The following is a 22,333-nucleotide window of genomic DNA, read 5'->3' as shown; positions in this document are numbered from 1 at the left end:
CATGAGGATACAACCTGCTAAACAAAAGCTGACGACACCGGACGCGCGGCAATATCAAGTGCAACGCCCAGGTCGCCGTTCCTCCGGGCCAGAGTATCTTTGGCCATGGCTGGCGACAACAACTCGGAGAATTTCAACGTCTTCAAGGCTCGTTCATCGATTTGCGGCAGAAAGTCAGCTGCGCCCTCGGTCGCCAAAGCCAGGACTTGCTGAAGCGCGGCTCCGAGTGAAACCGCAGTTGTATCTCCTCGCAGTGCAATCTGCCAATTGTTATACGCCCTAGTCTCATCAACCAGCTCAGGCGCAACTTTCAACAAAGCTGCGACGAGCACTGAGTTGGCGCGCGCACCGGCCCAAGTCCACCACCTCAAGCGCCCAGTTGCTTCCCTGACTAAAACAGTGCTGACGCCGGCAACCCGGCTGACATACTCTTCGCGCAATTCGGCAAGCTTCGCGACGGACCTCTTCGACAAAGGCACCCCGGATGGTTCCTGTCCCAAGAGAATTCGCCTCGTCGCATCGCTCAAGGCATACGCTTCCGGTTGCGGCATGCTGGCCCACTTCGAATCCGCGGCCGTGGCTGATGGTTCTACGTATGCGCGGTGCCGCTTCCAATCAATGTAGTTGACTTGCCAGGCACGCCCGCCCAGGGTTAGGAGCCGTGGTCCCTCGACCTTGCGCTGCAAGAGCATGGGATCCACCGATCCGACTTCTTCCCGCCCGTGCAGGATCACCACTTGGGGGTCTGCAGTAAAGACGGCCATCAAATCCCTGTAGTGGATGCCGCCATACTTTCGCTCTGATTCCGGCCCCATGAACAGCATGTCCTGGTCTGAATCCAAGTGCGCGGTTTGCACCAACCATGCCGAGATCTCTTGCCAGTCCTCGGGGGTGGCAAGTTCCAGCCCGGCGAACCACTCCGGCCATGTTGCAGTCCCTACCCTCCGCTCCTGCAACGTGAGTCCAAGCAATTGCTGTGCTGCAACATGGAGGGGCGACGGCGGCGGTACCACCGGTTCCACGTAGCCTTCAGACCACAAGAGCAATAGTCCGCAAGCACGCAGGAATTGTGCGTCATCCGTTGAAAGGAACAGCATGTTCCGAGATGTCCCAGGCCGCCGTCCTGTTCGGCCCAGACGTTGCAATAGTGACGCCACGGTCTGGGGCGCCCCAATTTGGATGACCCGGTCGAGGTCGCCGACATCGATGCCAAGCTCCAGCGTGGACGTCGACACGATTACGCAGTCTCTGGCCTCAGAAAATGCGGTCTCCGCCTGACGCCTGGAGTCTACCGATAACGAAGAGTGTGAAACGAAGGTTTCTGTTCCCAAATCGCGCAGCCCAAGGGAGACTTTTTCCACTGTCCGGCGGGAATCCGCAAACACGAGGCGCTTTTCCCCGCGGTGCAGTGCCGCGACAACCTTGGCCGCATTCGCATCGCTTCCCACAAAGTCGAGCTGAAGATCAGGTATGGCCGCAGGACCGCTATCTGGCGCCACCACAGTGGAACGAATGCCCCGAACACGGTTGCTTCCTTGAAGCCAAGCCAGCAGTTCTGGCGCATTCCCCACGGTGGCAGAAAGCCCGATTCGTTGCAGAGGATTCCCTGACAGGTGAGCGATCCGTTCGAGGACTGCGAGCAAATGCCAGCCGCGGTCATCGCCCGCAAAGGCATGAACTTCATCAACGACTACCGCCCGAACATCAGCAAAAATCTGTCGTGGATTTGCCAGCGTGGACACCAGCATCGACTCCAAGGATTCTGGCGTGGTCAACAGAATATCCGGGCGGTCGAGTATTTGGCGTTTGCGTGCTCCCGCCGTCGTATCTCCATGGCGAACGGACGCAGTTCGTCCCACCCACCCCGCATACGAGGCCACGCGCGGTTCCAAGTTGTTCAGCAGCGCCCGCAAGGGGCACACATACAGGATTGACGTTCCTGTCCATTCCTCCTCGGCCATGCGGGTAAGCAACGGAAACATGGCAGCCTCCGTTTTCCCACCAGCCGTGGGCGCCAGCATGAGACAGTCATCGCCTCGAAGAACTGGAGCAATGGCCTCGGATTGGAGCGGCCTCAGTCCGGGCCATCCCAGGGTGTTCGCAACGTGGTGCTGAACAACGGGATTCAACGCATCGAAACCGCCAACATTCGTCATAGCTCTATATCAACGTCGTCCACCGATGTGGCAGCACCAACAAGCTCGACGGCGCCGCCCGCCGCATTGCGTTCCTCGGGACTCAGTTCCTCCCTAGCCAAGGTAAGCGCGTAGTGCTGACGCGGATCGAAATCTGCAAATTGGTCTACACGGTCCAACACGTCCCCCACCAGCTTCTTGAGGAATATACGTGGCGCAATGCCGACTTTCCCTCCCAGTCCTCCTGTGACAGCAGCAGCCAGCTCCACTAGATAGTCATCGCCCACAAGATGGTGGATTCGTTCAGAATCCGCTGCGCCCGCGGCATACAAGTTCCGGACCTTTCCGCCCAGCATTTCCAAAGAAGCACGGTCAAATCCAGCCAGTCGGATCTGGACGGCCCGTGGGTTATCGAATCGTGAATCAGTACCAAAGTCCGTGGCAAGCCTCTGAGCCAGTGGCGCGAGCCTCGGCACGCCAGACGGACCGTCAAAGAACGCTGGGGTACCAGTCATCACCAGGTACAGTCCGGGGAACCGTCCAGAATCCACCTCGTCCATGAGTTGCCTCAGCGCGTTGAGTGCTTTGTCGCGGACATCGGAGCGCATGCGCTGTAGCGTCTCAACCTCGTCCAAGACCACAAGTAGCCCAGGGTGCCCGGCATCGCGCAGGATTAACAACAGGCCTTGCAGAAATCCGAGCGCGCCAAAGTGGTCCAAGTCCCCGCGGATGCCGGCGCCACGCTTGGCGGAGGCTCCCACGTGTGGCTGGCCGCCGAGCCAAGCGGCAAGCCCGTCGGCCGATGCGGCATCACCTGCCTCCACCGCAGCGTGGTATCCACGTAATGCCTGGGCAAACGCCGGCGTCTTGGCACTGACTTCGGCCAGTCGCCGATCAAGCAAATCACCAACGGCCGCGGCCAAGTCCGCCGCCAGCCCGTCTGCCAATCCAGGATCAGCAGCAATCGCGTCATCCTCAAGGTTGAATAGCCACGCGTCCAAAACCGAGCGAAAGGCGCTCGGCGCCACGGACGCAGTTCGGAGCGATTCAGTGATCCTCCGGTAAACAGTCTCAAGCTTGTGTAACGGTGTTTCGGTCTCGGAAATCTGGACCTCGGCAGCCGCGAACCCTCGCTTGAGTGCATTCTCAGCAAGATGACGGGTATAGAACGTCTTTCCCGTCCCATACTCGCCGCGCACAGCCTTCACCACAGCGCCACCACCGGATACCGCTGTCAGCTCTTCCTCGACAGCGCCTTGAAAACGATCCAGGCCAACGGCAAGCAGGTCAAGCCCGTTGGCCGGGACGGTGCCTCGGCGGAGCGCATCAATGACTTCCCTGCGCCTCCGTGGGGACACTTCATCCATGATCTGTCACCCCAAATTGTTCACGCAGCATCGGAACATCCAACACCAGCTGTGCGCCATCCACACGAAGGACACCATAGCCTTCCACATTGAGCAGCTTTTGCAGCTGGGCAATTGCCCCACCCATTCGGGTCGGCGGGACTTGGAGCACGACGGCGGAAGCCTCCTTGGTCAGTCGGGTCGCCGGCGCGGCGGCCAGTGCGTTCAGGAGAGTCTCAACCTGTCCGTCGGCCACGGCAAGTCGCCCGGCAATGTTCTTTTGAGCCTTGTAAGTTGCCGATACAATAATCCCGCCACCAATCCGGGCCAGCGTCTCGGGCACAGGTTGAGCATCGAGCTCACCGAAAAGGGAAGCCGTATTGCCCTTGTCTGTGGCAATAAGCCCTGCGTTGCCTGTCTGGGTTGGTGCCATCGCGCTGGTGGCGGCCACAGACCACCAAAGAGGTTCCTGAAGAGGCGCTTCTTTCCACCCTGCAGGCACCTTATCCATTGGCGCCAGCACCACCACCGGCACCACGACTTCGGCCGGTGAGGCCCCCCCGTGGTAGCCGGCTTTGATGGGTCCGTAGCGCAGAGTCTCATCTACGGCCAGAATAGCCTGCCCACCTTCTGCCATTACACGACGGCCCTGGACAAGGATCTCGTCGTCACTGGCAGCCCCTTCAACGGACCTTGATCGCGCGCTACTGGCTCCGCCAACGCTCCGCATCTCTCCGCGCCGTCGCTCCACAATATGCCCATGGTCGGAGGTCAAAACAACCACCCGCCCGGCGGCCATGGCATGTGACAGGAGCGGACGCAGGTGTCGAATAGCCTCCGGTGTCCAAGTAGTGCCGGCGGGGTCGCTCTTGTCCAACGCGTCATCAATGGTATTCAGGACACACGCCACCAGCCCTGTTTGACTGTCGGCAATCGCTGTCGCAATGTCATCATGGAGGGACAGGCCCGGTCGAGCCGAATCTAGTGGTGCCTTATGGAACAGCACTGATTGGGCGATGCCGCCCGACTTTGCCGCTGCCGCAAGCCCAGCCAACTCGCGCGATTGCCCACCGCTGGTCAGTTCGCCGCTGAACAAAGATGCGCGGCTCAGCGTGGTGAGCGTGGGCAGTACAGCCACGGCGGCTCCACGCCTTTGGCTGGACACCGGGATGGCTTCTACCCATCCTTCATTTCCCCGCAGAACGGTCGAAGAGAGTTCCGCGGCAGAGGCGGCACTCATGCCATCCAGAACCAACAGCAGCGCATTAGTCTTGCGAGCCAACGGCATCACCACTGAAGGCAGGAGACGCTCCAGATGCCAAACTCCGTCGCCTTCACCATCCAATCGACCGGTCGTGTGGCCCTCGTCAGCAGAGATGGATGCGGTCAGCAACCTGGCGAAGGATCGATCATGGCCTTGGCGCTTTTGTTCTACGAGCTTCAAAACATGCGCGAGGCTCTCGGCGAGCAGCTGGTCACTGACCCCTGCTGCAGCATCGTTGTAGGCCATGTCAACCCAAGCATGCTCGCGCGATTGGAGGCGCACGGCATCGGCAAAAGTAGTGGGGGTGGCATCTTCACCATCGAGCCATCGTGCTAAGCGGACCGCCGAATGGAATGGAGCAACCCTCGGATCGGGTTCACTCCCTCGAGGCGGATAGGCCAGCCGATGGGCTTCGACTGGAGTCCAGAACGCTTCAACGGCGCCAATCCCGGTCTCTGGAAATGCCGACAAGGCACTCGCCAGTCGTTGTAGCGCTGCAGATAGTCCGGTGGGAAGCAGAATGGATTCATGGCCTACAGTGGCTGCCTGAATTTTTGACAGCACCTTGTCCGCGGCTTGAAGTGCGGTTTGCGCTTCGTGCCACCTCGCAGGGGAATCCAGATGCGCTTCAATGACGCTGCGCGCAGCGTGACCGAGAGACACCAGCATTGGGTGGGTTACTTGTTCGCCAGAACCAGTCCACAAGTATTCGAGCCGGGCCAAGGCCAGCTCTGTGAGCGCTTTCTCCTGTGCTGATCGGCCAACCGTGCTGGTCAAAATATGCAGAGCAAATGCCAGCGGCAGCGCTTCAGCAAAACGGCCCAGTTCCAACAACCGCTGCAGCGGCAACCGCGCCGGGCCTGTTTGCAACGTCAACCATTCCAAGGTGGCCTCAGCTAATTCCGGACCACCAAATTCGCGCAAGTCTGCAACTCGTTCAGCCGTGTCGGGCCTTGTTGTCCACTCCAAAACACTGAAGGCATCCACAGGTCCATCGGCCAGCTTTAACCGGCGCCGGGCAACCGTGCCAAATGCATGGTCCATCGTCAGCACCGCCCCTGGAGCAGCGGGCCAACCGTCGTCAGGTGTAATGCGCAACAGTCCTTGGGACACCTCCAACCGCTTCTTGAGAGTGGCCAAATGCCTATCAATCCGGTCTGCGCCGAACCTCTCATTAAGCGCATCCCATACGCCAGGTGCCTGCAACCGCTGGTTGACAAAATGGGCCAGGATGCCCGCACCTAGGTCGTCCGTGGGCCGGTCCGTTAGAATTATCAGCCACTCTTGTGGAGCTCGCTCAAGCAGTGCTTGTCGAACCGCAAGAGACGAAATACATGGGAGGACGTGAACAGCCTCGCCGGAGTCGGCAAATCTGCGTTCTGCCGACGGGTCAGGCACAGCCCGGATGCCTATCACGCGTTGTTCGCCATGCTTGCGTGCAGAGGCAATCAGCGAACGGACAACGGCGGTGCTAACCGTACCCGCGACGCTCACTTGCGCACTCACTCGACAATCCTCCACTGGACCTCGATCTTACGGCCGGGATTGTTCGCAATGAACTCCTTCAGCTGAGTGACCGCTGCGTCAGAGCTTGAACCGCTTTGCCAATGGCCACCGGCCGGGCCGCTGGCGGTAGGTACTTCCTTGAACAAAGGCACTTCGTCAGGGTGCTGCGGGACCGAATTGGGATTCAGCTCCGGCGAAGGGCCTGGAACTGGCATCGGCGCAACGGGTACTGGTGAGGCAGATGGCGTACTCGCGAGCCACCCAAAAATCTCATCTTCAGCCGTCCGCAATGCCTCGGCACACGAGTGTGCGTACTCGTGGGACTGCAACGCGCGGATAAGCCGATCCAAGATTGCCTGGGCAGACTCCGCCCTTGACCCTTGACCCTCTGCAGCAGTGCGCACAGGGTCCAGCCTTGACCATTGGAAACGCCTCAATGCGGCTGCAACTTCAGCAGCTTTTGACAATGATGCGCTGGCCTCCGTTGGTGTTGCAGAAAGGTCCAATGCCGCCAACGATTGAATCAGGGTGACACCGTTTTGATGTTGAAGTACAGCCACAGACTTGGCGAGTCCCCGTGCCAATTCCAACCGTGATCCGCCGTCGTGTGTCAGTCGGTTCGAAGCGGCTTCAATCTCCCGGACCAGTAGCTCCGCATCTCCATTCTTGTTTTTTGCGAGTGCACAGACAGCTTCGGAAAGGCTTGCCACCGCCGCAGGAGTGCGGTATTTGCTGGCTTCGATGCCAAATATGCGGCCCGCAGTGGCCCGCGCATTTTCCCATTCCGTTTCAGAAGGCATTGGCTGTGGCCGTAGCTCCATGCTGGGATCCAGCGAACCTGGCGCAGGAGCCACGGACATGGCGCCACCGTGCCTGAACCATGCTCGTTGTCGCAGAAGTCCCCAGGCGATGATGATCAGGTCTGAAACTTCATGGCGCAATCCGTGTGTTGGCTCAGCCGCGTCAATAATCTCGCGCAGTTGCGAGACCTTGACCGGGTTCTCGTTGTCAATACCCGCCAGAGATAGTCCCCGCTCTAGGACGGCACCCCAAGGACCAAATCGTGCGTCGCCAAAGAGGAAATGGGTTTCCCCCGCAAGTCCCACTTCGAGTGGGTTTGCGATGCGGCGCACGGGGCGTGAGTCACCAGGATATGCAGCCCTGCCCTCAGGATCGGTTGCTGCCGCTTCCAACGCGGCCGCGACCGCCTTCAGATCGGAGATCCGCACTTCGGTGTCTTCGGGTTCAAAGCGTGGGTGTCCCGGATAGGAGGATTCAAAGGCCCTGCTGACCAGTTGCTTGAAGCCGGCCCCGAGTGTTGCACCAACAGGAGGCTGCGGCACGTATTCAGGATCGAGGGAGTAAAGCACCTCAGCATGTGCAGCGTCTTCCAACAGGGCACCCTGTGCGGGCGTCGCCGCACCATAGGCCTGCTGGGTGATGCGTAATAGGCCCTCATGCAGGGCTGCTTGTTGGGATTCGAGAATACCGCGTGCTTGTTGCCGATCGACTTCGCTTAGGTGGTTGGCGTGGCTATTCCACCGGTCACCGGTAGCGAGCAACCAGTCGAGGACCACCAGACGACGGAGGTCTCGCATGGAATCGGTAGACAAAAACCGGGGCAGCCACACAACTGTTCGTGATGTAAAGTTGCGGGCTCGCAGGTTTTCAATCCGTTCAATGTCTTCTGCTGCCGTGTGCTGTTGTTCATCAAAGGGATGGTCAATGACGAACCGCCAAGAGCCAGGTCCGGCACGGAAATGATCTTCGCTAAGCCACCCGGGATCACGAACATTGCCGAATACCAGCTCAACTTCGCGTCTGGATCCACGCCAGACAACCGAGTGACGATACACATTCCAGGCGTCCGGCTCTCCCAGCTCGAGGCCCAATCCATCCGCAACAAGTTTACGGACCAACTCGCGCTGTCGGCCAGGATTGTCCTCCCCCTTGGCCTTTTCGACAATTGATTCATAGTCCACGTTGGACAGCTGGACCCGAATGATCGGGTTGAGCGGTTCGGAACCCACATGGATCTCTGGGACTTCTCTGGCCCACGCCTTGACCTTGGCCAGTACAATATTTGCTTCTCCACCAGGAAGCGGGGAGGCAATGGAACCATGGTTGAGCGAGGCGAGCCGTGCCGCTGTCAATGCTTTGAGCGACGGAACATTCGGAGCGACGGCTGAAAGCAACAGCGTCTTCGCGAGCCGGTCGTCGGCACGGAAAGCCGCTGTCGAACGAGAATTACCTTGCAAATCTTGTGCAGCAAGATTGTGGGTGGCAAGTATCTTGGGTAGCAGTTTTTCCTGATACAGCTGGCTTGCAGACCTGAACAGTGCGGCTGCCTGGGCGTCAAGGGCTGCCCCGGCCTGTCCCTTGACGATGTAGTCAAAGCTGTCGCCCACCGGGATCACCTCATCAATGGACATGAGGCTTCGCCGGTCCACCAACATCTGCTGCATTACTTTCAGGGCAGTGCGGTCACGCTGCATGACACTGGATAGCGAGCGCAGGGTCGAGACCAATGCAGGCGCAAACGGATAGGTCAGTCGGAACGCTTTCTCATCCGATCCTCTGTGCTGGTCATCAGAGTTCACACCGTCTAGCAGGACGTCCCACACCTTGGGGTTGCGGTCTAGACGGGTGAACGCATCGTCGACTGCCTGTTTGGCTGAATCATTGACTGGTTGCAGGAGACGCCTGCTGGCAACGAATGGCAGGTTGTCATCACCCAGCTCAATCCGGGCAAAACGCCCTTCTTGGTGACGGAAGGCAGACTCCAATGCTTCTTGCTGGACACCGTTGGCACCGGCATCAGCGAACCACTTTCGCAGGTCCATCTGACGAGCCACGAAGGACACCAACGGCGCGTCCAAGCTCCCATAGGACCCCTCAACCAACTTGGTGAGTTTTTGGGATTCCCTGCGAAAAAATTCGGGCTCATGCATGCCGAACGCCAACCAAAGAACCAGCTCATCAAGGAACAGCACAACTGCGTCATACCCCAAAGATTTCGCATGGGCTGACATAGCTTTCAATCCGGTGTCCAGATCCACATAGTCACCGGATCTAACCAGCGATTTGAAAAAGCTACTGGCCAGGGCGCTGACCAGCGACTGGCGGTCAGTGCTCTGCGCCGGAGCAGAGCGTGCCGCGTGGTAGCGCTCCAGACTCCAGCCGCTGGAGCCAAGCAAGCCAGCGAATTCATCATCCTCGTCAGCACCATCGTCACCGCCCAGGCCCTTAAGGAATAGCGCGTTCCCTACCTGTTCGCGGAGATTCTCAGCATCAGCAAGCAAGGCATCTGACGTAAATAGCGCCGGGAGGACGGCGTCCGGGTGGGCTGCTTGAATGTAGCGCACATAGGCGTCAAAGATGACTTGTTCCATGGACTTGCCGTCCAAGAAATGGAAGGCCAGCGGCAGAATATTCGCGCCACCCAAGACACCGTCGTGACGTGCGACGGTTTCCTGTAGCTCGGCGACAGAACGCGCCCTGGGATCATGTCGCAAGACCGCATGCAGAACAGCCATGAAGTGAGACTTACCTGATCCGAACGAACCCGTCAGGAACGCTCCACGATTAATCCCCGTGCTGAGCGCGTTGGACACCAGACCCAACGCCGAGTCAAAAGCTTCCACCAACGATGGCGTAACGACGTAGTCGTCCAAGGCGTGCCGGGCGCCATCCCCGCTCACTGCGTCGGTCAACCGGAGAACATAGTCTTCGACTCCAGCGCGTTCGGGGATATTGAAAATGTCACGAAGCAAGATGGTCATGCTTTCTCCTTGAGCACGCGGCGGCCGCGCGTAGATACAGTAGGCCTCCAGGCCTTCAAATCATCAGTCGAAAGGTTCAACTGGGTCATACGTTCCTCAAGCTGGGCGGCACAAAAATCTGCCATGCTCATGCCGAATGCAGGATCCATGTCTGAATTCCATTGCTTGACCCAAGGTAAGAGTTCCGCCATACCCGCGACAAGCGGAGTAAGCATTGCATCGTCGATGCCCTCCCCAATGCGCTCATCCATGAGCGTCGCCAGCACCAGAAATTGTTGGGCATGGTCCCAACCGGCCCAACCGAGTAACAATGTCGGGTCAGTGGATCGGCCCGCATCCAAGTAAGAGATAAACCGTTCCTTCTGCAAATCAAGTTTTCCCCGGGCCTGCCACCAAGACGACCTTTGGAAATCCGAAGGCTCATAGGGAGGTGGTGCTGTCGTCCGTCCCACATCTTCACCGTCGTCCTCCTTTTCCTGCAGCGCCCAGATCTCGACCCACGCTTCATGCTTTCGTAATCCCTGCTCGGTCAGCCGCTGGGCCCCCAGGTAAGGTACTGCCTCAACTTCCAACAGCCTCGTCAATGCCCTAGTCACGTCTACATCCAAAGTGCTCTCCCATAGCGCCAGAACACTAACCAAGTCCGGGGTGCGGGAGACAGCGTCGGCGAGTTGAGAAACGCTTCGAGCCAGAGGGCGACCATGCGCATCGAACCAGAACGCTTGGTCTCCCAACTTGTCCAACAGCCAGCTCTCTAAGGCCCGTTTCTGCAGTACTTCCCAAGATTCGCCCGCCCATCGCCGCTTGTAATTGGGGCTCTCTAGTAAGCGCATGTTCGCGTTCCTAGCAATCTCGCCTTTCCGGCGTTGGACGAGGTTTCGGTATTCATCCGGCCATCCACCTGGCAACTCAGTTATTGGCATTGAGCCATTCCTAGAAAACCATTCGGAATCAGGCTGCCCCTCTGCCATCTTGAGAGCTAGGTCCATTTCGAATGCACGTTGACCTAGATTAAGCGCCGGTAGGTCGTCGCCCGTATAGACCAGCCCGTCATCAACTAGCCCAAAGCTCGCATAAACTTCCCAGTCCAGTTCTTCCTGCTCCGAAAGCATTTGCCGAACTATCGACTCATACTCACGCCTGGCAGTCTCAAGCAATGTGGCTGTTGGCTCCTGGGAGGAAACGACAGAACTAGGCATGAGTGATTTCGCAGCACGAGCCAATGACTCAATCTTCACAGCTCTTGCTAGAGGCAGGACCGCGGGCACAGGGATGTCCTTGACATTCGCGCCATTAAACTGGTAAGTACGCATCCAGGATATGCCAGCGGCTCCACCTTTCGGCTGACATTTTTGCTTGAGCCAAAAACACGTTGTGGAGGAGTTAAGAAGGCCAAGTAGGGCAAGCTGATCAGTCTCATTGGATGTGTCAGGCAGCTTGATGATGGGGGCAGTGCGGTTGAAGACCTCTCCGCCGCGGCTCAAAACAAAGTGATTATGAGTGGCCACCTCAGCAAAAGTTATGGCCATATGACTTGTTCCTTTATCCTCCGGAAGCTGATGCCACGCAAGCCAAGACCTGCCTGCCATTCGGTAGGTGTCACCACCGAAGACTGAACGGCTCCACAGTGATGTTCTCAGTGGCCAAAATGTCTTAATTGCCAACCCAAGCACGCTTGATTCATCCATCGATCCTACCGAAGAACTCGGTATGAATGCCGTTTCTGAATAGTCCGCCAACCAGTCCCGAACGGTGGCGCCGCGAGTTGCATTTGAGAGATTTTCAGCGGGGAGACCTATCCTCCGTGCGAAATTATGCGGCATAAAAAACACCTCATCGGCGTGGGAATCACCGAATAATCCCACCCTTTTTGATATCTTTCCTACGCTGGTGATAGATGCCTTCATAAGAACATCCAGGAGTTCTCCGATACCTCCCCCGCTTAGCGACCAGGGATGCTTGGATAAGAGTTCGCGCGGCAAGTCAGCTATTGATATCCAATCATTCTCAAATCCCAAATCAGAAACATGGTCAGCAATTGAAATCCAATATGGACCTAAACCTTCACTCGCATCCGATCTTTGCTCGCGACGCCCCTTACTTAGAACAGCGCGAACTTGAGACCTTACAGGCCGCTGATTTCGACCAATGAGTATTACGGTTGGCGTGCCATCAGAATTGTGTCCGGGAATCCATGCACCTTCTGAATCGATAACATGAGTGAGATCAACCGTTGGCAGAAACTCTTCAATCAGTTTTGAACCCGATTCACGTTTCATGAAAGAGTTCGAAGTAATCTGGCCAACCCACCCAGCTGGTCTCAAGTTTGATTCCGATAGAGCCAGACCGAAAAAGCGTTCCATAAAAGGTACGGTCAGCATTAACTGGCCACCAATAGATCGGTAGAGCTCACGGTACCGCTTCTTGAGAGTCTTGTCTTTCACGGTGATGTAGGGCGGGTTTCCGACGACAAGGTCATACTGGCCAGGCCGTAAAATGCGTTTGAGTTGCTCAAGATCCTCTGTGGCGTAGGCGAAACCTGAAATCTCAGCATCGGCGTCAAAGCCTTCGAACTGAAACTCACGCTGGGCATGGCCATGTAGGAGCGAGTCACCGGCGGCCAAATGGAAACTGAAGTCAGGGGCTCGTTCGAGGTCGAGCTCGCCAGTGGCCTGCAAAGCTGCGATTGTCAATCGAAAACGTGCAACGGCTACCGCAAATGGGTTTAGATCCACCCCGTGAATGCCGTCGAGAGATTTTTGCACTCGCTGCCGAATTTCTAGATTCGGGGCTTTGATACTCCAAGCATCCAAAAGACGCTGGAACCCACCAAGTAGGAAGTGGCCCGAACCACAAGTAGGGTCAATTAGCTTGAACCCCTCAAGAGGACGTTCCGCCAACGCGGGGGAAAGGGTTTGGTCGAGGATGAACTCCTCAACGAACTCGGGAGTTTGGAGGAGCGCGAAGGTCTTCTTTGCATACTCGGAGAGGTCTTGATAAAGGTCCCCAAGAAAGCGTGTGGAAAGCTCTTCGTCCTGGAAGTCATACGCCGGAACTCCAGATTCATCCGTGGCACGCCAAAAATCGAGGATCTCCTTGGCCATCACACCAGACGGCGACACCTGCCACAGCGCTGCGTGTTTGTCCACCAACCCCCTGGTGGCAGGGAACGAATCGAGGTGATTGACTCCTTCCACAATCCATTCTCGCCATGTGTTTTCCGGGTTTGAACGAAAGTAAGCGTTTTCGGCGTCTAACGCTTCTTGGCGCCGCTTACCTGGCCCGGAAATCCAAACTTTGGACAACAGCGCATTGTCCTCGCAGAAGCGAAGAAAAACTGTGGTTAGGACCCATCCCACGGCAGCCTGCGTGACCCGATCATCGCGCCACGCGACCCACGCTGAAGAGGTTCGGTCAGCTTTTAGCGCGGCTGCGTGTTCTGCCTGCCAGCGAGCTTTGCGTTCCGAGTCATCCTCAAGCCTAGTTCGAAGGTCGTCCTCGACCCTGAGCACCAGCTTCTGCAACTTCGGGGTGAGTTCCTTGCCAATGGTCATGCGGTGGCTCCTTCAACGGATGCTGGGTCAAATTCTATGTGCTCATCGATCCAGGTAGTGTCGATGCGAAAGTACTGGTTGGGAGATGTTTGGACTGATATGCCGTCCACTAGCGGGCCCTGGTTTGCCCCAAGTTGAGGAACAAGTACCCAAACGGCTTGGTTGCGACTGGTGGCAAGATCACTCCATTTCCTGATGAGGTCTATGTGTCCGTATCTTGCCAGTGGGGAAGCCTCGACAATTATCACGGGCCTAGATTCGTCGCCATGGTCGTACGTGATAGCGCTGGCAATGGCTGACTCGACAGCAGGCATTGCCAGGTTAATGGCTGCAGCGACACCCCGTGTCGCCCTGTCGTTGTCCGGTAGCGCATCGGCTCGCACCAACGCATCCCATGACGGGAAGCCGTCCTTTTGTGCCAATGATTGTAGTTCATCCAGTAGAAGTGCCGTCACATCTATGCGATGCGCGTTGAAGTCAATTTCCAGTCGGCTGGCCAAATTCTCGGAGCGATCGGCACGCACCCCCAAAGCCACAAAAGAACGCTGAGTGATGCTTTCGCGCAGCCTGCTCTCGGCAGCCGCGCCGGCAAGCATCCCCCCACCGAGATGGGTGGCTGTACCAAATCGTGATGCTGTCGATGAGTTCGCGTCCACGACCGTAGGTGCGCCAAACGTACCGGAGTCAGGATCACGAACAAGGTCTACGTTTGCCTCACGAAGAAGCTCCTGCAGACGCCCAGACGTTGGCAGCGTGGGAACAGCGGGGAAACGGACACTGACCCGATCCACGATTTCACGGGCGGTGAGCCGTTGCGGTCCGGCAACACCACGCAAGCAAATCGCCACAGCTTCCGCTTGGGTTAAGTCCCGTGTGTGAAGTTCGCCGGCACCGGAGGCCGAAGCCCGGCGGGACGTGCCCGCGGCCAAGGACGCCAGCCGTGCCCTTTCCATCAGCAGCAGAACATCCTCAATACCGGCATCACGAACAATTGCCGTCAATTTTGATTCAACGCGGGCCGCGGGCACCACTACTGGCTGTGCTGCGGACGCACCAATGAGGGTGTCAGCCTCCCGCCCCAAGCGCTCAGCTAGATCCAGCAGAGCTGTTTCGCGGGCAATAAGTACCGCGCTGCCGTCTCGACGTCGAAGTTCCAACGGGTCCCCGCCTGCATCTGCTCGCTTTAGCGCGCGCTGGCGGTCAACAATAATCCGAAGGAGCCCGCGGGCCAGACGTTCCATGCGTTCGGTACGTTGCGATGCAACGGCCGTCTCGGCGAGTACAGACTCCGTCAACTCGGCAATAGTCGCAACACCACCCAGTGCAGTCATCCGCTGGTTGACTACCTCAGACAGGTGAGAGAGATAGCCCAGCACCTGAGTGTTCGCAGCCCACGAGGTCTGCAGTTTTCCAACAAGCTGATTGGCACCGGCAGCGGTAACCGGATTAGGAAGGTTCGCCCCAAGCTGGGCCTGCGTTGCGAATGCGTCAACTTCACCGAATGTACCGAGGATCAAACCGGCAACAGATCTCGACTGGACGGCCTTACGCCCGCCGGAGGCTTCCACTAGTTCCTCTGACAGTGCCAGCACCGAAGGCAAGTGCGTCAGTCCAGATGCCGATTCCAACTCTGAATTTGCAAATTTGGTGCGCCAGGCCAGCGCCCGTTTTGACAGCTCACGCTTGGTCGTCAGCGCAACGCCTCGCAGCGCATTGAGCCTGACGGGATCGACCGTCATGAGCTCGCCTACCGTGGTAATCTGCAGCGGCTCAATACCGGATAAGGCTCTTGCTGAAAGCCCTGAGACTTCCAATGGCGTATCAAGCTTGGCGTTTTCAACCAGCTCTTCAGCGTTTTCCGGCGCAGTAGTTGCGTCTGAGGGGAAGGCCAGACGCCACTGCGTCAACATGTCTGCAGCGGTGTCGTAACGGTCCTTGGCGTTACGTGCCAGCGCGGTGTGGAAGAAAGCGGTCAGACGTTGTTGAACGGCTCGATCAAAATCTCCGGGATTGATGGTCAAGTCATCATTCACGGCACTGGGATCAGCTAAGGGATCACCATAGTATGGCGTGTGACCGGCTGCCATTTCGAATAGGACCACGGCGGCCGAGTATCGTTCCGCGGCTGAATCGAACCGACTCCTTACACCGCCCAAGAATGGATCAACGTATGGCGGCGTTCCCGCCGTCAGATCCGAAGCTGCCGCCCTTGAAAGGGAAAAGTCGAACAGCACCAAGTGTTTGCCAGAGCGTTCAGCCCTAACCCCCAAATTGCCAGGCTTAATGTCCCTGTGATCAACACCTGCTTTATCCAATTGGACAAGCGCATCCAGCAGGTCCAATCCCAGCCGCTCCAACAGATCCAGGGAAAGACGTTTCCGCTCCCTCAATAGTTGGCTGAGAGTCTCATCCCCTGCACTTTCAAGTACGAGTGCCGACCGCTCACCAACACTGATAGGACCCTCAACGATCTTAACTAGCCGTGACCCAGATACTGCATGAAGCACCGCAGCCTCGTCTTGGAGCCGGTGTCCGGCTTTTCCGTCCAAGGCAACTTTGAGCACTCGCTGGGCGCCGCCGTCGTGCGTGTCAGTAACAAGCAGCCCAATGGCGGTGGACCCGCGCCCAAGCCTGCGCACAACAGTGAAGCGTCCGTCGGCGAGCGCGGCACCCGGGACCGCGTCTACTGGATCCAGTTCCTCAGCAACGTCCGCGCCAGCACCCGCGGTTGCCAATAGCGCGTCAAGGAACTTGCCAACGTCATCAAAGCGTTCGCTGGGGGCCGGTTTGGTCGCCGTCAGCACCGCGTTGCGAATACTGGGAGAGACCTCTGGCAGATCAAGCGACAGGTCCAGTCCGTGCTGATTGCGCAGCCGCTCCCGCAGAGCCGCAGCAGAGCCAGCTGGCCGTTGGGACGAGAGGATGTAGTAGGAAAGTGCGCCCAGCGCGAAGACATCGACACCGATGCGGTCCGCCGTGCCAGCTTTCCAACGCCCCTCCGGCGCCTCGAAAGCTTCCGTTAGCCAAGCGTCCGCTTGATTCGGGTCTGGCCGAATGTCCAGAAGTGACGTGACTCCATCGCCGGACAATCCGGTAAGAGCCTGATTTGTGGCCAATCCGGCGCTTTGCCAATCACCGATTAGTACCTTGGGCTGGCCATGGACAGTCTTGACCCACACAGCCTTCGGGCCCAATCCCCGGTGGGCGACTTGGTTGCGGTGGGCATAGTCGAGCGCCTCCGCAAGCTGACGAATGATGGACACCCGCTGCTCCAAGGGAACTCCGTTGGACTGCTCCGCGAGCCACAGATCCAGCCGCTGCATGCCGTCAGGGTAGTCATAGACCAGTCCAACACCGAGCTCGGAATCTATGAGGTCCCGAGGGCGAAGAAGTCCATCGTGGGAGAGCCGGCTCATGAGGCGGAACTCATGCTCAGCAATGTTGTAGTTGCGGCTGGCTGTTGACTGCGCGGTGCCCGGAGGGGTGGTTTGGAAGCGGATCCGGACAGCTTCCTGCTTCGCGACCTTGTGGTAACCACGCCAGTCTTGCCAACCCGGCCCCTCGTCTACCGCACCGTCCTCTATGACCCAGGACCCTGCTTCCCGTTCGCGACGTTGAACCAGACCGATGCGAGCCATCAGCTGAACTAGGATTGCTTCCTGGTTTTGGCCAATCGCCCGATCCACGCGCGGCTCTTCGGCAATTAGGTCGCTGATGCCCGGAAGATGGCTCGTAGTTTCAGCCTCGTCGAGTCCGTAAAGTCCCAGGGCAGCAGAAGCTGGCAAGTCGCAGATGAAGTTCGGATGATGCAGGAAAACGGCCTGGTTAACGAACGGAACGATGCTCCGTTCGTCAACGGTGACGCCTTTTTCGGATGCCCAATCTCTTAGGGCATCTTTGAGTTTTGAGGCCAAGTATTGGGCCTTACGGCGCGCAAGCAGCAGCGGCGATGCTTCGGCACGCTTGCCGTCGCGCAGCCACTGGGTATCGCTTCCAGCGAGGCGTCCAGAATAGTATTTGAGTTCCAGAAGGTGGAGACCCCCCCGGCCGAGTAGGAGTGCATCAACCTCGTGCCACCCGCCACGTCCGTCGCGGAACTCGAAGTTACTCCAAACACGGTACGGGCTCTGATCCGGGATCTTGCCTTTGAGGTAGTTGAGGCCCTCTACTTCATGCGGAAATTGTGAATCACTGACATCGATCCAACGGTCTTGTTCCACACCAGCTCCCCTACCAAGACATGCGCCCACAGATCAGGACACTTCCAGTCAACATTACCAACTTTGGGGGCGGTTGAATGGACGCGAGGGCTTCATTCAATGGACTCATTCGTTTGTGAGTCTACTCAATCAAGATTTCTGGTCCCTCCAGACTCCATAACGCGAAATTGGACCCACGATCTCTGGCTCTGGCGTGGCCAGGGATGATGACATTGGCTTCCACGGACCGCTGTTAGCCTTGTGCTCACCAGCCTTCAGAAAGGTCGCCATGCTAGATGATTGGGTCTTCGACCTGCAGGGCAAGGAGATTGTCTTCACAGGCAAGATCGACGACTATATCCGGCCTGAACTCGTCTCAATAGCGAATCGTCTGGGAGCAACCGTAAAACCCGACGTCGGAAACAATACCGATCTACTTGTTCGTGGAGTCAGCACACAGTGGAAGTATGGCAACTATGGCACTAGAGAAGCCCAAGTTGCCCGGATGCAACGAACTGGGCATCGCATCGTAATCGTTGACGCGGCAGGGTTCCTTGGTCTTCGGAGCTGCTTTCCAGCACCAACGATTCAACCACACATTCCCAAGATCACGGCTCGCCAGCCGGCTTCGCAAGGCGGAGTACTCGGCGCACCGTACAGGTCCGGTCAATTCGCCAATCCTGTGCAATTGTTGGGCGAATTCTCCAGGGATCCAGATGCTGTAGACAGGGGGCTGCGGGCCCACTCGGCCACGCAAGATGCACTCGCCCAGCACCTCAAGTCAATCGGATGCATGCCACTCTCACCGTTCGACTCGGATTGCAATTTTGATTTGGCTTGGAATTCTCAAGACGACTCATCCAGCGTTGCTGAAATCAAAAGTCTAACTCTGGCCAACGAGATTTCTCAGGTTCGTCATGGGCTAGGCCAAGTACTCGACTACGGCCACCGCCTCCGCAGCCGGGGCTTCAGCCCGCGACTATATCTGGTTCTCGAGAAACGCCCACTGAAGTCTTTCCATTGGTCCGGGCTCTGCACGAGCCAGGGCGTGACGCTGGTATTTGCGCCGAACTTTGAGTCTGTTACTTAGGAATGCCGTTACCGGAACAAGCCGCGAGCAGGAACACCTACAGCGTCAGGACGATATCCAACAGTTGTTGGCGCACTTCAACCGCTGGGCGTGTCAGATCGACGGTAGCGAGCGTCATCTTATGGTCAGACAGCTGAAAGGATTCCCGGATCGATTCCCCTGTTGCGGGGTATATGAGCATCCCTTCGGACAATGCCGAGAACAGGTCCGACTCACTCTCCTGCGTCCGAACGTAGGTGTAAAGCTGGTAGAGATGACCGCTTTTGAATGTCTCCTTGCCGTATTTTCCTTCGGCAAGGATCGATGTAAATTTCGTGTCAATGACAATCCGTCGGTTGTCCTTTGCATTTTCAAGAATGATGTCCGTTTTCATCCGAGGCATTAGGGCCAGTGCACCGTCCGTGGCATCTGCCGCATCCCACGCCAGCTGGCGCCCTCGAGATACACGCCAACCTTCTCGGCCCAACGTGGCGGCGTAAAGTCCGCCAACAGCTGCCTCGAACAATGCCCGGAACTCGTGGATTTTCAAGAACCTCCGTGTATTCCCCTGTGGCGCAGCTGTGTCTGCGGGGAGGTCCAGGGTCAATGCCAGCCGGGCGGCCTGGATCATGCGTCGATCTTGGCTGTCATTGCGCGTCAGTCGGATATGGAGAGCTTTGGCGTCCCGGACCGAGTAACTAGAGGAGACACCCATCCGCTCCAATGCTCGAGACTGACCGCGGCATTCGGACGCCAGTTGCTTCGAAGCCACCAACGGGGACAAAACCTTCAGTGCAGTCAAGACCATCCTGTTACGGGGGGAATCTATGGTGAGCTCATCAAAGCGGCATGCAATCTGCCCCTGCCGGAGGAGTTGGTGGGAAGCTGTTCGCAGGACATCGATCCGACCCCGAACGCGGCGCAAGTCTCGGGCTGTCATGGAGAAAATAGGTGTGAGTGGCCTCCGGATTCGATCACCGACGCTGGCCACCAGGATTTCCGCCAACAAGTCAGGCAGAAGCTCGGGGTATTGTTCGACTCCGTCGAGAGACTCTGCCCCGGCTTCATAGAACTTCGACGCGTATAGCATCAGCAGCCACAGGTTTCCTATGGGAATCTCGGTTTTCCCCGAAATGACCACCATGGTTCCTGAAGCGGTCTCGTTTGGTATCAACTGAGCAGTTCCTGGCACAAGGAATGAGCCTTCTCGGGATTGTCAAACCAGTATTCATCCAGCGTTGGCCCGATCTCAGTCGCTACCACCGCCTCGAACCAATTCCTAAATGAATTAATCTCCGACGTCGGCGTGATGAAGCTGTGTCCGAGCATGAACTGGGTACCCAAGTTCGGATCATCCGAGATGGTTTGGTTGAGGGACGCGAACCGGAGCTGAATATCTTTCAACTCCGACATTGAGACGTTGAAATTGGAATGAACCCAATCTGCCCAACGGTCATTGACAGCCGGCTCCAAGGAAACGAACCCGAACCGTCTGCGGAAAGCCAGATCCATAATCGCCAGTGAACGGTCGGCGAGATTCATCGTGCCAATGATATACAAGTTAGACGGGACATGGACTGTTTCATCCGACGAACGCGGGTAAGCCAGATGCAGAGCCTCACGCGGAGATCGCTTCCCAGCTTCAATCAGTGTCAGAAGCTCGCCAAATATTTGGACAGGATTTCCCCGGTTAATTTCCTCAATGAGAAGGACATGCGGGACATCCGGAGCGGCGTTGGCCCGTTCAACCATTTCAAGGAAGGGCCCATCGACGAGGGCAAGCTGCCCCTCTGGGCCAGGACGCCAACCTCGGACGAAATCTTCATAGGAGGCATTCGGGTGGAATTGAACGGCACGGATTGCCGAGCGCAAGTCTTTGGTTCCGATCAGGGCATGAGCAAGTCGGCGGGCCAGCCAAGTCTTTCCCGTTCCGGGCGGGCCCTGCAAGATCAGGTTCTTCTTGTTGCGCCAACGATCCAGCATCTCTTGAAGCTCTGTAGGCAGGAGGAAGCACCCATCTTCCACAATGTCATCAACATTGTAGGTAGCCAAGGGAACGACCGATGCCTGCTCCACAATTTCCTCATCCAGGGAGCCAGTTGTCGACTCTGCCGGTGAAGCGCCCGGAGTAAGGAAAGCTGTCCAAGATAGCTCAGGAAATGAATGCACCGCATACTCAGCGTCGTCGAACTTGGCTGACAGCAAGTCAATAGTTGCCAGATACTTGGGTCCGTCAGCATTCTGCAGATTTCCATCCAACATCAGCTCAGACTTCAAATAGCTGCGCGATTGCCCGTCCAAGGGAAGGAAATGCCACGGGCGGCTCCAGAACAAGCCCATGCTGAGCTTCGTCTTTACTTGAGGCAGGACTCGTGCAGCGTCATACGCCTCCACAAATTTAATTCGCTCATGCTCGTCGGGATTTTTAGCCAAATCCAGCGCGGCCTCGAAAACATTCCACAGCGTCTCAATGTCGTCGCGGCCTTGATCACTTGAATACTGGAAGAACCAGGAATTCATGTTGTTAACGAGGGGAATTCCATCAAAACTAACCGGCGCTGGCGTTGATACTCCCAATGCTTTGGCCCAGTCGCCAGCTAGTGCAGTCCTCTTGAGTGAAGTGATCCCTCGGTTAAACGTTGCAAGGACAGTGAAAGGACAGATATCGGTCAGCGACTGTGAAGCGCCTTCGGAATTTTTATCCGTCAAGTAACTCAGTACGCCATGCTTCTGCTGGAGGTCACTCAAGATCTCGAGAAGCGCGGTTCGATTGTCCTTAAACTTCAAGAGTTCAGTAGCGAATTCTTCATAAAAAGTGGTCCACGCGAAGTCATACTTCAACGTCAAATCGGCATCACCAAATCGTGCTGACCACGCAGGGTCATTTCTAAATCTGTCTAGGTGCTGAGGTTCATTCTGGAAAGCGAACCGGATTAGGCCTTCGCTTAGCCAGTTTTTTGGCTTCACCTGCCAAATGGTTGACCTGCCAGTGTAGAAATACCACTCTCGAGGAGCATCGAGCGGCTCCCAGTCGACATCCACGAAGTGCCCGTCCCCGTGGTTACGAGTGACGGTTCCTACTGCCTTGATGGCCATTGTCGAGACCAAATTTTCGTGATTGTCAAAGGGCAGATCGCGTTTGCGGACGTAGGTGGATTTGATCGCAATCTTATCTCCGGCCTGCATTGACTTGACGGTGTCGAGGAGCTGGTCATCAAACCCGTTTTCCCAGACCCCGTCAGCCAGGAACCGCTCGGTTTGATCTTGAGGATTTCTGTCATTGAAATAAGCACCAACAAACCAATAGTTTCCCTGTACCTGCGAACCCACATCAACCATGTCTAGTCATTCCCTCACCGAGTTCCCATAACCGCACCTGCGGTGTCAAGATCATTGAATCACGCCTGACCCACAAAGTTCCCAAGGCACCAACTGTCCAGCAGGCTGCGCCAGTCGAGCTACGAATCTGATTGAATTG

9 protein-coding genes are annotated in these 22,333 nt (G+C 57.2%); 1 reads left to right on the top strand and 8 read right to left on the bottom strand.

The annotated features are described in order from the left end of the window. Positions 1-17 precede the first annotated feature (17 nt). Genes G6034_RS14850 through pglW form a run of 6 tightly spaced genes read right to left on the bottom strand, consistent with a single transcriptional unit; the run spans position 18 to position 17,807 of the window. Positions 18-2,156, bottom strand: a complete 2,139-nt coding sequence (locus tag G6034_RS14850) for a DEAD/DEAH box helicase (RefSeq protein ID WP_176635886.1) — start codon at positions 2,154-2,156, stop codon at positions 18-20. Continuing rightward, positions 2,153-3,502: a BREX system ATP-binding protein BrxD gene (gene brxD, locus G6034_RS14845; protein WP_176635885.1), complete on the bottom strand. Its 1,350-nt coding sequence runs from the start codon at positions 3,500-3,502 to the stop codon at positions 2,153-2,155. The genes G6034_RS14850 and brxD overlap by 4 nt, the downstream gene beginning before the upstream one ends. Beyond that, positions 3,495-6,251 carry a BREX-2 system phosphatase PglZ gene (gene pglZ, locus G6034_RS14840; protein WP_176635884.1) on the bottom strand — a complete coding sequence of 919 codons (2,757 nt, stop codon included), beginning with the start codon at positions 6,249-6,251 and terminating at the stop codon, positions 3,495-3,497. The genes brxD and pglZ overlap by 8 nt, the downstream gene beginning before the upstream one ends. Beyond that, positions 6,248-10,033, bottom strand: a complete 3,786-nt coding sequence (locus tag G6034_RS14835; protein ID WP_176635883.1) for a BREX-2 system ATPase PglY family protein — start codon at positions 10,031-10,033, stop codon at positions 6,248-6,250. Before G6034_RS14835 ends, pglZ begins: the two co-directional genes overlap by 4 nt. Next, a complete protein-coding gene (pglX, locus tag G6034_RS14830) occupies positions 10,030-13,587 on the bottom strand; it encodes a BREX-2 system adenine-specific DNA-methyltransferase PglX (protein ID WP_176635882.1) in 3,558 nt (1,185 codons plus the stop codon). The genes G6034_RS14835 and pglX overlap by 4 nt, the downstream gene beginning before the upstream one ends. Further along, complete coding sequence (pglW, locus tag G6034_RS14825; protein ID WP_176635881.1) at positions 13,584-17,807, bottom strand: BREX system serine/threonine kinase PglW; 4,224 nt, start codon at positions 17,805-17,807, stop codon at positions 13,584-13,586. Before pglW ends, pglX begins: the two co-directional genes overlap by 4 nt. A 193-nt stretch (positions 17,808-18,000) precedes the next feature. Between pglW and G6034_RS14820 the strand changes: the two genes are divergently transcribed. Beyond that, entirely contained in the window at positions 18,001-18,876 is an 876-nt protein-coding gene (locus tag G6034_RS14820) for a BRCT domain-containing protein (RefSeq protein WP_218063947.1), read from the top strand. A 37-nt stretch (positions 18,877-18,913) separates the two neighbouring features. On the opposite strand, the gene G6034_RS14815 is transcribed toward G6034_RS14820, so the two are convergent. Together G6034_RS14815 and G6034_RS14810 are read right to left on the bottom strand one after the other, a co-directional pair. Further along, positions 18,914-19,999, bottom strand: coding sequence for a 5-methylcytosine restriction system specificity protein McrC (locus G6034_RS14815; protein ID WP_176635879.1), 1,086 nt, complete (start codon positions 19,997-19,999; stop codon positions 18,914-18,916). Between the two features lie 26 nt (positions 20,000-20,025). Continuing rightward, positions 20,026-22,194 (bottom strand): McrB family protein, encoded by a 2,169-nt coding sequence (locus G6034_RS14810; RefSeq protein WP_176635878.1) that lies wholly within the window; start codon positions 22,192-22,194, stop codon positions 20,026-20,028. Positions 22,195-22,333 lie beyond the last annotated feature (139 nt).

Source organism: Arthrobacter wenxiniae (genome assembly GCF_013376105.1).
Classification (GTDB): domain Bacteria; phylum Actinomycetota; class Actinomycetes; order Actinomycetales; family Micrococcaceae; genus Specibacter; species Specibacter wenxiniae.
The sequence above is the reverse complement of the archived record's forward strand: the minus strand, read 5'-3'. Positions and strand labels throughout refer to the sequence as shown.